The organism is Moraxella sp. CTOTU49803 (assembly GCF_032097965.1).
Taxonomy (GTDB): Bacteria; Pseudomonadota; Gammaproteobacteria; order Pseudomonadales; family Moraxellaceae; genus Faucicola; species Faucicola tetraodonis.
The window spans coordinates 240054-254092 of sequence record NZ_DAMCJP010000002.1; the positions used below are offsets into that span (position 1 = coordinate 240054).

General features: G+C 44.2%; 11 protein-coding genes. 6 read left to right on the forward strand and 5 right to left on the reverse strand.

The features are described 5' to 3' along the window. The first annotated feature begins 91 nt into the window (after positions 1 to 91). Both rpmB and rpmG read left to right on the forward strand, forming a co-directional pair. On the forward strand, positions 92 to 328 hold the full coding sequence (gene rpmB / locus RT422_RS05220) for a 50S ribosomal protein L28 (protein WP_007116088.1): 237 nt from the start codon (positions 92 to 94) through the stop codon (positions 326 to 328). 35 nt (positions 329 to 363) lie between these two features. Then, positions 364 to 519 (forward strand): 50S ribosomal protein L33, encoded by a 156-nt coding sequence (rpmG, locus tag RT422_RS05225; RefSeq protein ID WP_007116087.1) that lies wholly within the window; start codon positions 364 to 366, stop codon positions 517 to 519. Between the two features lie 168 nt (positions 520 to 687). Here the strand turns inward: rpmG and RT422_RS05230 are convergent, their stop codons facing one another. Then, the gene (locus RT422_RS05230; protein WP_313421560.1) at positions 688 to 2145 is read right to left on the reverse strand and encodes a C13 family peptidase; all 1458 of its coding nucleotides are present in this window, start codon (positions 2143 to 2145) and stop codon (positions 688 to 690) included. A gap of 346 nt (positions 2146 to 2491) precedes the next feature. On the opposite strand from RT422_RS05230, the gene nhaA reads away from it, so the two are divergent. Both nhaA and RT422_RS05240 read left to right on the forward strand, forming a co-directional pair. After that, positions 2492 to 3709, forward strand: coding sequence for a Na+/H+ antiporter NhaA (gene nhaA, locus RT422_RS05235; RefSeq protein WP_409520113.1), 1218 nt, complete (start codon positions 2492 to 2494; stop codon positions 3707 to 3709). Positions 3710 to 3807: 98 nt separating this feature from the next. After that, positions 3808 to 4212 (forward strand): hypothetical protein, encoded by a 405-nt coding sequence (locus tag RT422_RS05240; protein WP_313421562.1) that lies wholly within the window; start codon positions 3808 to 3810, stop codon positions 4210 to 4212. A gap of 35 nt (positions 4213 to 4247) precedes the next feature. Here RT422_RS05240 and RT422_RS05245 read toward each other — a convergent pair whose 3' ends face one another. Next, a complete protein-coding gene (locus tag RT422_RS05245; RefSeq protein WP_062333830.1) occupies positions 4248 to 5285 on the reverse strand; it encodes a LysR family transcriptional regulator in 1038 nt (345 codons plus the stop codon). Between the two features lie 452 nt (positions 5286 to 5737). On the opposite strand from RT422_RS05245, the gene RT422_RS05250 reads away from it, so the two are divergent. Further along, the gene (locus RT422_RS05250; protein WP_313421563.1) at positions 5738 to 7327 is read left to right on the forward strand and encodes an isocitrate lyase; all 1590 of its coding nucleotides are present in this window, start codon (positions 5738 to 5740) and stop codon (positions 7325 to 7327) included. Positions 7328 to 7410: 83 nt separating this feature from the next. Here RT422_RS05250 and RT422_RS05255 read toward each other — a convergent pair whose 3' ends face one another. The 3 genes from RT422_RS05255 to uvrA all read right to left on the reverse strand — a co-directional run bounded on the left by RT422_RS05255 (position 7411) and on the right by uvrA (position 12597). After that, positions 7411 to 8511, reverse strand: a complete 1101-nt coding sequence (locus RT422_RS05255) for a potassium channel family protein (protein WP_313421564.1) — start codon at positions 8509 to 8511, stop codon at positions 7411 to 7413. 379 nt (positions 8512 to 8890) lie between these two features. Continuing rightward, a complete protein-coding gene (locus RT422_RS05260; protein WP_065253244.1) occupies positions 8891 to 9424 on the reverse strand; it encodes a chalcone isomerase family protein in 534 nt (177 codons plus the stop codon). 218 nt (positions 9425 to 9642) lie between these two features. Beyond that, on the reverse strand, positions 9643 to 12597 hold the full coding sequence (gene uvrA / locus RT422_RS05265; RefSeq protein ID WP_309596638.1) for an excinuclease ABC subunit UvrA: 2955 nt from the start codon (positions 12595 to 12597) through the stop codon (positions 9643 to 9645). A gap of 435 nt (positions 12598 to 13032) precedes the next feature. On the opposite strand from uvrA, the gene RT422_RS05270 reads away from it, so the two are divergent. Beyond that, positions 13033 to 14022: a hypothetical protein gene (locus RT422_RS05270; protein ID WP_312114812.1), complete on the forward strand. Its 990-nt coding sequence runs from the start codon at positions 13033 to 13035 to the stop codon at positions 14020 to 14022. The last annotated feature ends 17 nt before the right edge of the window (positions 14023 to 14039 follow it).

Consider the following 14039-nt stretch of genomic DNA (forward strand, 5'->3'; position numbering starts at 1 on the left):
GCTTTTTTTAGCTTCAATGATATGCGAGATGTGCGAGTATCAGTTGTGACAGGCATGAGCAGCCCTCATGCACACCGATTAGGAGTAAGCCATGTCTCGAGTATGCCAAGTGACTGGAAAACGCCCAGCGGTAGGTAACAATGTTTCTCACGCAAACAACAAAACCCGCCGTCGTTTTCTACCAAATCTACACACCCATCGTTTTTGGGTAGAGAGCGAAAACCGCTTTGTTAAGCTTCGCTTGACTACCAAAGGTATGCGTATCATTGATAAAGTTGGTATTGACCAAGTTTTAACTGATATGCGTGCTCGTGGCGAAAAAATCTAATTTTTGCCTTTTCATATTCTTAGGGAGCAATTGCGATGCGTGATAAAATCAAATTAGTTTCAACTGCAGGTACGGGTTATTTTTACACCACGACCAAAAACAAACGTACCATGCCAAACAAAATGGAAATCAAAAAATTTGATCCAGTGGTACGTCAACATGTTGTATTCAAAGAAGCTAAAATCAAATAATTGACTGACACAGTCTATTTGACGCGCTATTTGATAAAAAAGTGGGTAACTCAGGTTAACCCACTTTTTTATGCGTAAAAATTATAAAATCGCCACCGCGAAGCATGGTAAGATGGGTGCTAAGGTGTCTTAGTGGCTGAAATAGCCGAAACGGTCTATGTTACTTGGTTACTTGTGCAGTTGGTGGCTATTTAAGGCATGGGCATCGCTAGTAGCACTGGCGGCAGTCGATGGCGCTATCACAACCGCAGGTAAGGGTTTGAGACTGTTTTCAAACTCTGGCAATATCGCTTTAATAGCATCACCCATCACCAATTGCGGCTCAGACGGCTCAAAGCCCATCATTTTTTCCCGTTCAGCAATGCGTTTGCTGGCGGCTTCAAACGCAGGTTGAAAACGGCGAAGCTTGGGTAAGCTTTCAGCAAAAAATGCTTGTCCAAAGTAAGTATATTCGGCTTCATTAGAACAGCCAAACGATGATTTGTTCGCCGCTGAGGCAGTAATGACTAGGGTGTCTGGCGATTTTAACTCATTGATAAATGAGCCAGAATAACAGGCGGATACCACAATGACGCGCCATTTAATGCCAGATTTATCCAATGATTGGCGTAGCCATTTGGCATCGACATTATCGAGCGCTAGCGGTGGGTTGGACATTTCAATCACCTTGTCACCCCCATGCGAGGTCAAGGTCAAAAATAGCACGTCTTCATTGACATCCATTTTTTTGGCGATACTTTGCAAAGTGCGTTCAATACTGGTTTTACTGGCAATCGGCAGCGCAGACAGGGTATTGGCATTGTTAATGAGTGCCACCGAGCGTCCTGCTGTGCCAAATTGATGGTCAAAGTATTCTTTGGTCAGCTCAATTTCTGAGCGGAACACATCTTGCTCGCCATGACCTGCGACACCCATAAAGTACCAATCATGTATAGTCGGGCGTTGCGGCTGCACGTTATTTAGCATATCAGCCAATAGCGCAGGCTGCGCATAAAATGCCGCTTCAGTGACCACGGGTTCGACGGGGTCAGATTGAAAAATCGGCTCAGATTGCACGTTTTTTTGCCACACACTGAGTACGGCAAACGCACCTAGCATAATCAGGACACGCTCAATCCATGACCAGCGTAATTGATTGCCAAAAATCCATAGCAGCGATAATGACTGCCAGACAAATGCCAATACGAACACAATACCAATCGTATCAAACGTCCATTCAGGTAGCCAGCCCAGGTCTGAGATAAACTGAATCAGGCTTTGCACCAGCATCATAAAGGTGTCAGCACACAGCCACAAAATCGCCGGCACAAAAATCAGCATGGCATTAAAATGACGTTTGGCAAGAATCAATCCTGCCACCAACATCACCATCGGCCACACCAAATAACTAATCAGCCCTTGTGGATTAAAATGGGTGGCATCTTCAGCAACGAGCCACGAAAACAGCAAATTACTCGCCAGTGCCGTCAATCCAAACAATAAAAACTGCCATACGGTGGGCTTGACCCAATAAAACGCACGTTTTGAACCTATTAGCATGTGACCCGTGGCACGGATATTGGCGATGACGTTATGTGAAAAACGCTTGAGCGGGGTTAAATCAAGATCGGTAAGAGAAGTTGGCAAAATATCCACACTGTTGAAAGGCTGATTCTAAATCGGTAGGAGGGTAGTGATAAAATGATAATACAAAATAGCGATGGGGTGTTAACAACTTTATCAATCATTCGTGTTTAGAATCTTAACTATCAACGCTAGCAAATCATATACCTAAAAAATAATTTATCTAAAACAGCTAATAAATGAATAAAATTTTCTATTGAGGTAAAATTATGAAATTATTTATCATAAAAATAGATTATATGATATAATAAAATATATGCTATGATGGTATTGTAGGCTATTTTACTTGGTTTAAGTGTGGTATGTTTCATAAATAAAAAATGGTATCAAAAAGAGTTTTAGACGGATGATAGTATTTAACCAATTTAAAAAATTTTTGGCACACGATATGGCGGCGGGTATCGTGTTGGCGTTTGCCGCTGTGTTGGCGATGGTGGTAGCCAACTCTCCAATGAGTGACATATACGAGCACTTTTTGCATCTGACTATTTCGATAAAAATTGGCTCTTTTAGTATCGACCATCATTTACTACACTGGATTAACGATGGCTTGATGGTGGTGTTTTTCTTTTTAGTGGGACTTGAGCTCAAGCGGGAAATGCTGGTGGGTGAGCTATCAGACGTCAAAAAAGTCGTCCTGCCTGCAATTGCTGCGGTCGGTGGCATGATGGTACCTGCGATTTTTTATGCCGCATTCAATTATCAGCATGCAGATTTGATGAAAGGTTGGGCGATTCCTGCCGCGACAGATATTGCGTTTGCCTTAGGCGTGCTGACTTTACTGGGCAATCGCGTGCCCGCCGCGCTCAAAGTATTCTTGGCATCGATTGCTATTTTTGATGATATCGGTGCGATTATCATTATTGCGTTATTTTACTCATCGGGTCTGTCCATGGCGGCACTGGCTTGGGTTGGGGTATGTTTGGTGATATTGTGGCTCATGAATCGCTTTAACATCACACGCACCACCGCTTATATAATGATTGGCGTTTTGCTATGGGCGGCCATGTTAAAGTCGGGGCTACATGCGACGCTTGCCGGTGTGCTGCTTGCGCTATTTATCCCAATGACAGACAACAAGCACCCTGAGCATTCACCGCTCGAATCGGTTGAACATGATTTGCAGGACACAGTCAGTTTTATTATTTTACCAATTTTTGCGTTTGCCAATGCGGGCATTTATCTTGGTGGTACCGGGATATCCTCGCTGTTTCATACGGTACCGCTCGGTATCGCCCTAGGACTGCTGCTGGGCAAGCCGATTGGGGTGATGTTATTTAGTTGGCTTGGCGTCAAGCTTGGGTTAGCTAGCTTGCCTACCAATGTTGATTGGCGGCAAGTATTTGGTGTGGCGATTTTATGTGGTATTGGCTTTACCATGAGTTTGTTTATAGGCGGGCTTGCCTTTGCGGGGCTTGAAGTCAAGCCATTTGACGAACGACTCGGCATTATTTTAGGGTCATTATTGGCAGGTATGCTAGGGTATTTTTACCTCAAGAAAGTCTTGCCAACCCACGCGCTGACACAGCAGGTGAGTAACCCTGATGACCATACCTATATTCGCTAAGCTATTTACCCAAGGGTAGTGTAACGATAAATAAACTCTACAAATGATAGCAACGAATATTGCTATCATTTTTTTATATCAATAATAAGGAAAACACCATGCTAACTAACAAGATAATGGGTAAAAAAGCCGCATGGTTGGGCGGTGGTGTGGCGATAATTGGTCTATTGGCAAGTTGCGCCAGCGTGGCGTACCAATCGCTGCAAAATGGTAAATTAAGCGATATCAAAGAAAGCATTGATAGTGTGCCCAAAAAAACGCTGACGTTAAAAGGCACCTTTACCCAAAGCTTAGAGCAATCTGAATTTAATGACGGTACGACCAAATACCATGTATTTGACCCAAACAACCTGTTAGCCGAGTATGCCAAAGCGCAAGGTCAAACGGGCGTGTCGATTAGTTTACCTGTCTGCATTGAAGGGCGGGTGACTGAAAAAGGACGTTACGGACATTTAGGAAAATATCCGTATGAGCTGTGGGTGGATAAAATTTGCCAGTCTTAGACCAGCCATAGATAAGCAGGTTGTCTGACCCTCAATCATTGACGATCAGGATCAATTTCAACCAAATCAATAGGCTGGGTATGCAGCGAACCATCTTGAATCGCGGTTTGTAGCGGATACTTGATGCGATCTTCGGCGATGATTTGTCGCGACACATGTTGAATCAACTGACGTAACCAACGATGCGCAGGGTGATGCTGTAATAGTGGCGACCATGCCATTGTCAATTCAAACTCTGGAATAAAAAATGGCGGCTCTTTAATCACGATATCATCATTATTTGCTTGCATGCGCGCTACCCGAGTCGGCAGCGTGGCAATTAAGTCTTTATTGGCGGTGAGCATGGCAGGCATCTGATAATGACGGGTAAAGACACTGATTTGACGTTTTTGACCCAGGCGTTGTAACGCCGCATCAATCGAGCCAAGTCCACCAGATTTTTCGGGATTGACTCCAAAACCCACACCCATGCCTGTTTTAGAGACCCAAACGTGCTGAGCTTTAAGATAATTTTTTAGGTTAAAGCGATTGACATACGGACTATCAGCAGACAACAAACAACTAAAAGTATCACGCCAAATCAGCACTTGGTGAAAGCTTTGCGGTACCTCGTTAAAACGATTAATCGCCAAATCAACCCGACCTTGCTCCATATCTCGATAGGAGACATCTGAAGGCGTCAAAAAGTCCAAAATTACGTTTGGGGCTTCACTGCGCAGCGCTTTGACCAACCTAGGCACCAGCGTCGCTTCGGCATAATCTGACGTCATAATCCGAAACACACGACTTGAGGTATAAGGACGAAACTCAGTACGAGGCTCTAATAGCTGGGTTAAATCCGCTAACAATTCGCGAACGCGCGGCTGTAATTCAAGCGCCCGCTCCGTCGGCGTCATGCCTTCAGATGAGCGAATCAACAAGGGATCATTAAACAACTTACGCAAACGACGTAAAATATTACTCATGGCTGGTTGGGTAATGCCGAGTTGCTCAGAGGCTCTGGTGACGTTTTTTTCTCGAAGTAACACATCAAGATGCACCAAAAGGTTCAAATCCACACGTTGTAAATCCATAAATTACTGTTTGTCTAGTTAAAAGTTAAGAAAAAAAGGCTAAAACAGCTAGTTTTAACAGAGCTAAAACCTAGCAATAAAATTTAAGTTATTGATTGTATTGTACTATATTTTAAATAAATACTAAAGATACGAATCATTAAATAGCTAAATTATGAATTAAAGGGTATAGTGCATTTATTCCATTATTTAAGCCAACTTAAAGCTTTATTAGTGCCAAAATAGAATTCTTAATTTTAACAGACTATTTAATATCACTGTAAGAAATATCACGTATTTTGTTAAAAAAATTGTTAGCCTATTTTGGAGATTTAGTTTGTGTCTTAAACATTATTTATATTTTCAGTGTTTAACCCTCGCTAAATATTGGCTTATTTAAGACTTTTACTTTTATTACAACACAACAATCATCCTAAGTTTTTTTATCCCACCGTCCTCAACAGGAGACTGCTATGTCAACTTACGTTTCAGCGATTGACCATATCCGCGAACTAAAAGCCAAATATGGTAACTGGAAAAACATCAGCGAAAATGATGCTGCGCGTTTGGTTATCCAAAACCGTTTCAAAACAGGTTTAGAAATCGCTCAATACACTGCCGACATCATGCGTCGTGATATGGCAGCTTATGATGCTGACAAATCAAAATACACCCAGTCTCTTGGTGCATGGCATGGCTTTATCGGTCAACAAACCATGTATGCGGTTAAAAAATACTTTGGTACTACTGAACGTAAATATATCTACCTTTCAGGTTGGATGGTTGCTGCGCTTCGCTCAGAATTTGGTCCACTACCTGACCAATCTATGCACGAAAAAACCGCTGTGCCAAAATTGATCGAAGAAATCTATACTTTCTTACGTCAAGCGGACGAAAAAGTATTAAACGATTACTTCCGTGAATTAAATGCGGCGCAAGAAGCAGGTCAAGACACTAAAGCTATCTTAGACAAAATCAACAACTTTGAATCACACATCGTGCCAATCATCGCTGACATCGACGCAGGTTTTGGTAACGAAGAAGCAACTTACTTGCTCACCAAACAAATGATCCAAGCAGGTGCTTGTGCTATCCAAGTTGAAAACCAAGTATCAGATGCTAAACAATGTGGTCACCAAGATGGTAAAGTAACCGTACCACACGAAGACTTCATCTCAAAACTCAACGCGATTCGTTATGCGTTCTTAGAGCTTGGCATTGACAACGGTATCATCGTTGCCCGTACTGACTCTGAAGGTGCGTCATTAACGCAAAAACTTCCTGTGTCACGTGAGCCAGGCGACCTTGCTTCACAATATTTAGACTTTTTAGAAGTTGAAGAAGTGACTTTAGAAAATGCAAACGAGTACGATGTTCTATTAAAACGTGATGGCAAATTGGTTCGCCCAACTCGTATGCCAAACGGCTTGTACTCATTCCGCGAAGGCACCAATATCGACCGCGTGGTACTTGACTGTGTGACTGCCCTTGAAAACGGTGCCGATCTACTATGGATTGAAACACCAACGCCAGACGTCGCGCACATCAAATCAATGACTGACCGTATCACTGCGCAAGTGCCAGATGCTAAGCTTGTTTACAACAACAGCCCATCATTCAACTGGACACTCAACTTCCGTAAACAAGTCATCGCAAAATGGGAAAAAGAAGGCAAAGACATCTCAGCTTACGACAAAGCGAACTTAATGTCTGCTGACTACGACAACACTGAGTTGAATGCCGCTGCTGATGAACTAGCGCGCACCTTCCAAGCTGATGCGTCACGTGAAGCCTGTGTATTCCACCACTTGATCACCCTACCTACCTTCCACACGGCGGCATTAAGTACACACCAGTTGGCAAAAGGTTACTTCGGTGACAAAGGTATGCTAGCTTACGTTGAAGAAGTACAACGTAAAGAACTCCGTGAAGGCGTTGCGGCAGTTAAGCACCAAGCCATGGCTGGTTCTGACATCGGTGATGACCACAAAGAAATCTTCTCGGGTGAGAACGCATTGAAAGCGGGCGGCGCCAAAAACACTGCCAACCAATTTGGTCACTAATTCTTCATTGACTGATTGATTAATTAATTAATTAGCAAAAACACCTCACGGCATGTGGGGTGTTTTTTTATGAGCGGATAAAATTAAATGGTTTGCATAATTTCTTGGTAGCGAAGTTGGAATTTTTTGATAAAATCAATGGTGGTCTGAATACCCATAAACAAAATAATATACGGGTTTAAACTATTTTCGTTCGACAGCTCAACCGCTTTATCACTTGGATATTCACTGATAAGTAACATGTCTTGCTGGCGCTGGGCTTGGATATCGGCAAGTTGTTGCTCAAAGTTTGGCTCCGCGAGCACATAACTACTGGAATCATAGGATTTGATATCACTTAAATATTGAATACAAATCGACTCCAAATCTGCCCAGCGATAAGTTTCGGTTTCACGCACCAAATTCTCAATACTATTGACCAATTCATCCAAGGCTTGATAATAGTACCAAATCAACGGCTTGCGCGGGTCATCGGTCAAGCGTGCTGAGGCATTAAATAAGTGCTGTAAATTAGTAAATGCTAGCGTTTCGGGAATAGGCTCATGAATACCAATAAGCTGCTGAGGGACTTTGGCGTCAGGCGCCGCGGGCAAATCAGGCGAGCGGTTTAAATTAGCGCGACCCTCACGGTCAGATTGCGCCACCGGGGTTTGCTCTGATTCTATGCCCAAAAGTTGATTAACCCGGTTTAGATAAGTATTCATGTTAAGCGTAATCAAACTATCATGACTGTGCAGGCGCGCAAAGGCATAAGAGATTTCTTTCCTCGCTTCATAGGCGTCCATCAGATTACTCATGTTTTCTTCACGCTGATAGGTAATCGCATTTAAAAACAAACCTGCAGACACCACCCCAATGGTGGCTTCAATCATCACAAACGCCCGCGTAAAGGTGTTGGTTGGGGTGATATCGCCAAACCCGGTGGTGGTCACCGTGATGGTACTAAAATACATGGCTTCCAAAAAGCCCACGTTTTCATGGTTAAACTGCATATTTGGCAAGGTGCTGTACACAAAGCCAAACAGCGGAATTAGCGTCAAATAGATAGTGCCATACACAGCAGGCGGCAACGAAAAAATATCATCGCGCACGATAGGTTTAGCAAGCTTATTGAGGGTAAAGGTTTGGGGGGTGTTACGGGTTGATATGATTGGTTTAGTGGAATTTTGCGCAAGTGGTTTCATAAGCTGCCTAATTTTTTTTGCTTTAGATTAGCATACCCATTCAAAAAGAAACATAGTATTGTAGTAATCCCTGATGGACGACAGGATAAAAGGCTCAAAGCAAAAATGCCACTATTGGTAGAAAAATGAAAAAAGCCAACTTACTTGTTATCGGATCAAAGAAAACTAGGCAGGTAAGGGATAAATACTGAGTTATCGTGGTGAATGACGCCAAGTATATAGATAACGCCGCTATTCATCTTTAAAATAGGATTTCAATAAATATAACCCTATTAAACCTAGTGAAAAAGTTACGGCCACTATCAATTAGATAGATTAACTTCCCATGCTTGATGGGAAATCTAAAAATATGGGAAGTGTAAAAATACGCAGTGTAACATTAGTGCTGACCTAGCAAATCCTTTTTCATCTCAAGTGATATGGGATTATCGCCTAGCCAAGCACGAAGAATAGCTTGGTCAAAGCCTTCTTCTTTGATATAAGGAAGATCGCCAACCTCATCATAATTTAAACGAACGCCATGCTCTGGCGAAAACTCAATCGTAAACATTGCCCCTTCTTTAATGGTGTTGGTTTTGAACAACTCACCGAACACGTCATCAATCACTGAGGCGATTTTCTGATATTCTTTTGCGCTACTATTCGCTCTAATGCCGTCTTTGAAGGCATTCTCCAGTAACGAGCCTTTGATATTGCGGCGAGACACCATGCGCAATTGCTTGGCATAGCGTGCAGTAATGGCTGTTTCGGCATCTTCAGTCATTTCACCCAAGTATAGGGCAATATCATAGATACCAATCATAAATTTACTGCGAATGCTCATACCATTTCGCACACAGATTTGACCATCTAGTTTTAGGGTAGGGGGAAATAGGGTTTCAAGATCGTTGGTTTTTCCTTTAAATAAAATCATCCTAGCATCCTTATCGTTCCTTGACGTTTTTTTGTCCCTGGATAATGTCGCAATATCCTTATCTCGTTTCATTGTGTAAATATTAGGCCAACATGTAAAGTATTATCAATGAATATCAAGTCACAGAGTGATGAGCGGTTAAAAAAAGGGTTAGACGACCACGTACTAACCCTCACCGCTAAACTTATCCTTGTAACAAACCTACGCTAGTAACAAACTTAGGCTTGCAACATCGGTTTTAAGAATCGCCCTGTGTGTGAGCGCGCGTTTTGCGCCACCTCCTCTGGCGTGCCCTCGGCAATAATCTCACCACCGCCCGAACCGCCTTCAGGACCCAAATCCACAATCCAGTCGGCTGTCTTAATCACATCGAGATTATGCTCAATCACCACCACGGTATTGCCTCGGTCACGTAGCGTATGCAAGATGTCGAGGAGCTTGGCGATATCATGGAAATGCAAACCTGTCGTCGGCTCATCGAGCACATACAAGGTCTGACCGGTATCACGTTTGGACAGCTCTTTGGCAAGTTTCACCCGTTGCGCCTCACCACCTGAAAGCGTAGGCGCAGACTGACCCAAGCGAATATAACCCAAGCCGACTTCTTGTAGGGCTTGCAAACGGCGATAAATTGCCGGAATCGCCTCAAAAAATTCCGCCGCATCTTCCACCGTCATATTGAGCACGTCATTGATATTTTTGCCCTTGTAGGTAATTTCAAGGGTTTCACGGTTGTAGCGTTTGCCTTGACACGCATCGCAAGGTACATACATATCAGGCAAAAAGTGCATCTCAACCTTAATCAAGCCATCGCCTTGGCAGGTTTCACAGCGTCCGCCTTTCACATTGAAGCTAAAGCGCCCTGCTTGATAGCCACGAGCTTTGGATTCGGGCACTTGGGCGAATAGGTCGCGAATCGGACTAAATACGCCCGTGTAAGTCGCAGGATTGGAGCGTGGGGTACGCCCAATCGGGCTTTGGTCGATATCGACGACTTTATCCAGATGTTCTAGCCCAGTGATACTGTCAAACTCTTCGGCAACGTGAGTGGTGGCATTATTGAGCTGCGTGGTCGCTAGTGGCAATAAGGTGCGATTGATTAAGGTCGATTTACCCGAACCCGACACGCCTGTGATGGCAGTAAATACACCAATTGGCAAGTTTAAGGTCACGTTTTTAAGGTTGTTACCTTTTGCCCCTGTCAAGGTCAGCATCAAGGGTTTGGCTTCGACTTTACCTTTTTTGGCTTTTTCTTTCTTCTCGCTTTCCGCTTTTTTCGCTTGGTTTTTGGTTAACGGAATGGCGGAGTCTTGCATTTTTTCATATTTATCGTCATTGGCGATTTTGGCTCGGTGACGCACGGTTGGCACTGCGATTTTCTTTTTACCCGATAAATATTGACCCGTCAATGATTCGGGATTTTTGGCAATGTCATTTGCCGTTCCTTCTGCAATGATACTGCCACCATGTACACCAGCACCCACGCCCACATCGATGATATGGTCGGCTAGGCGAATGGCATCTTCGTCATGCTCGACGACAATCACGGTATTGCCCAAATCTCTGAGCCGAGTCAACGTTTGCAGTAGGCGATCATTGTCACGTTGGTGCAAGCCGATTGATGGCTCATCGAGTACATACATCACGCCCATCAAGCCTGCCCCGATTTGGCTAGCAAGGCGTATCCGCTGAGCTTCACCGCCTGATAGGGTTTCGGCAGAGCGGGCAAGGGTGAGATAATCCAAGCCCACACTCACCAAAAATTCCAACCGCTCACGGATTTCTTTGATGATTTTGGCGGCGATTTCGCCTTTTGCGCCCTCAAGTTTTAATTGCTCGTAATACGCCATTGCTTCGCCAATTGATAGCTTGACCATTTCGGCAATGGTACGGTCACTGACTTCGACATGGCGAGCGATTTCGTTTAAGCGTGAGCCGTGACAGGCATCGCAGGTAGCATCAGCAAGGTATTTGGCAAGCTCATCTCGCACGATATTGCTTTGCGTGGTGCGATAACGGCGCTCCATATACGGCAACACCCCTTCAAATGGCACGGTTTTGGTGGATTTGCGACCCCGTTCATCGACAAAGTTAAAAGTCATTTTGTCTTTACCAGAGCCGTGTAAGATGACATCTTTGTGCTTTTTATCCAGTTGTTGCCACGGCGCTTCCATATCAATACCGTAATGCTCGGCAACCGTGGTCAGCAAGCCAAAATAGTAGGCGTGGCGTTTATCCCAGCCTTGAATCGCCCCTTGGTTAAGCGATTTTTCAGGATGCCCGATGATTTTTTCGGCAGCGAAATATTGGCGTTTGCCCAAGCCATCACACACGGGACACGCGCCATAGGGGTTGTTAAAACTAAATAATTTTGGTTCAAGCTCAGCAACCGAACGATCGCAGACAGGGCAGCTATGTTTGGCGGACAAAATTTTATCCTCAAACTCAGCATCCATGTCATGCAAGATAGCAATGTCGCTACCGAGTCGTAAGGCGGTCTCCAAACTTTCGGCAACCCGATTTCCCAAGTCATCGCGCACTTTGAAGCGGTCAACCACCACATCAATGGTGTGTTTAAAGGTTTTGGCAAGCGGTGGCACATCGTCAATGTCATAAATTTCGCCATCGACCCGCAGCCGTACAAAGCCTTGCCCTTTTAGCTGTTCCATCAACTGGATATGCTCGCCTTTGCGGTCATCGACGACGCGCGCGAGAATCATCAACTTGGTGTCTTCAGGCAATGCCATGACGGTATCGACCATTTCGGTGACGGTTTGCGCGACCATCGGCAGGTGGTGTTCTGGGCACATGGGCGTGCCAACACGGGCGTACAGCAGACGCAAATAGTCATAAATCTCGGTAATCGTCCCCACCGTGGAGCGGGGATTATGGTTAGTGGATTTTTGCTCGATGGCGATGGCAGGTGACAGCCCTTCGATGCTATCGACTTCGGGCTTTTCCATTTGTGATAAAAACTGGCGTGCGTAAGCCGATAAGCTCTCGACGTAGCGGCGTTGTCCTTCGGCGTATAGGGTGTCAAAGGCTAGGCTAGACTTGCCCGAGCCTGATAAACCTGTGATGACGACGAGTTTGTCGCGGGGGATGTCGATGTCGATGTTTTTGAGATTGTGGGTGCGTGCGCCACGGATTTTGATTGCGTCGTGCTGTGCCATATTGAGCTTCTTATTGTGTGTTTTTGAGTGGGAAATTTGGGTAAAAAGATGGGGTTTTAATGGGGGAATTGGATGGGGGTTTCAAGTTTAATTTTGAAACCTATTTCAACAAATTTGACCAAATATTACGAGAAACTATCAACTGATTAAGTTATCAATTCTGTTAATCATAAATTGCTTTTGGCTCACTGTCATCCTTGTTTTATACTCGTAAAATTAACATAACTAGATAAAACATAGCGTTTATTGCAAGCGGTTGCAAACGTGCGGACAATGAAGCTGATGATACTATTAACACAAGCGTTGGAAATATCTTAAATAAAATCATCACTCACATGAGCGATTTTTTATTTTTTATAAAACCCTTAAACCTTGCTATACTGGATTGAATCAAGAAAAAAGAAAATTTGTGACTGCAAAATTTGAGACAATAACATGGCAACGTTAACCCAAGAACAAACCGACTTCTTAAAAAGCCACCATATCCCAATGGACAAAACCTTTGACGCCAGCGGACTATCGAGCAAAGAATACAAAGCCAAAATGAAAGAAAATGGCGCGCTCGTTGCTTACGGTGTACCGCCCTGCCCAAAAGGTCACACCCTCAAAAACAAACAAGCAAACTGCCTACAATGCAACCCCCAAGCCATCGCATCGCTCAAACGCCAAGCTACCCCAGGGGAGGTGTATATCGCCGTCTCACCCAGTCAGTTGCTTGCCAAAATCAGCCTCGTTGAAAACGCAAGCGATATCATCCCGCAATTAAATAGCGAAAATCATGCCGAAATCAACGATTGGGTATTAGCGATGACAGGTCGCACCGACTCCATCGGACAAATGGAAAACCACTTGCAGCAGCGCCTTGCCGATTACCAAGTACCCAGAAAACTCACTGCCGATGGCAAAACTACCAAAGCCTCGGGCGTGTACGACGTTGATGTGCATGATGCGCTTGAAGTAATAAATGAAATGCCTTTCACCTTAAGCGAAATTGATAACGCCGTGATGGATGATTTTCACGCCCGCTATAGCGATAAACAGCTCCGCGAGCAGCAGCAAGCTGAGCAGTTAGCCATCGAAGAAGCAGCACGTAAACAAGCAGAACTTGCCGAACAAGCGCGACAAAAACAGGCTAAGCTTGAAGAACAACGCCAACTACAACAACAAGCCAAACAGCAAAAATTGGCACAAAAACAACAACGCCAACAGCAACTTGACGCCAAAAAAGCGCAAAAACAGCAAAAAATCGCCACCCAAGTGAAGCATAGCCCGTTAGAGGGCGCGCTAGTGGCTACCCCAAAATCATCATCTATCAAGCAGTCACCGCGAGGATTTTTTGACAATCAAAAAAATGTGATGTGGCTGATGATTGCTATCGCAGTGATTTTAGCCATCATGGTAACCGCTTACGCAATGCTAAAATAATGGGGCTAAAACAATAA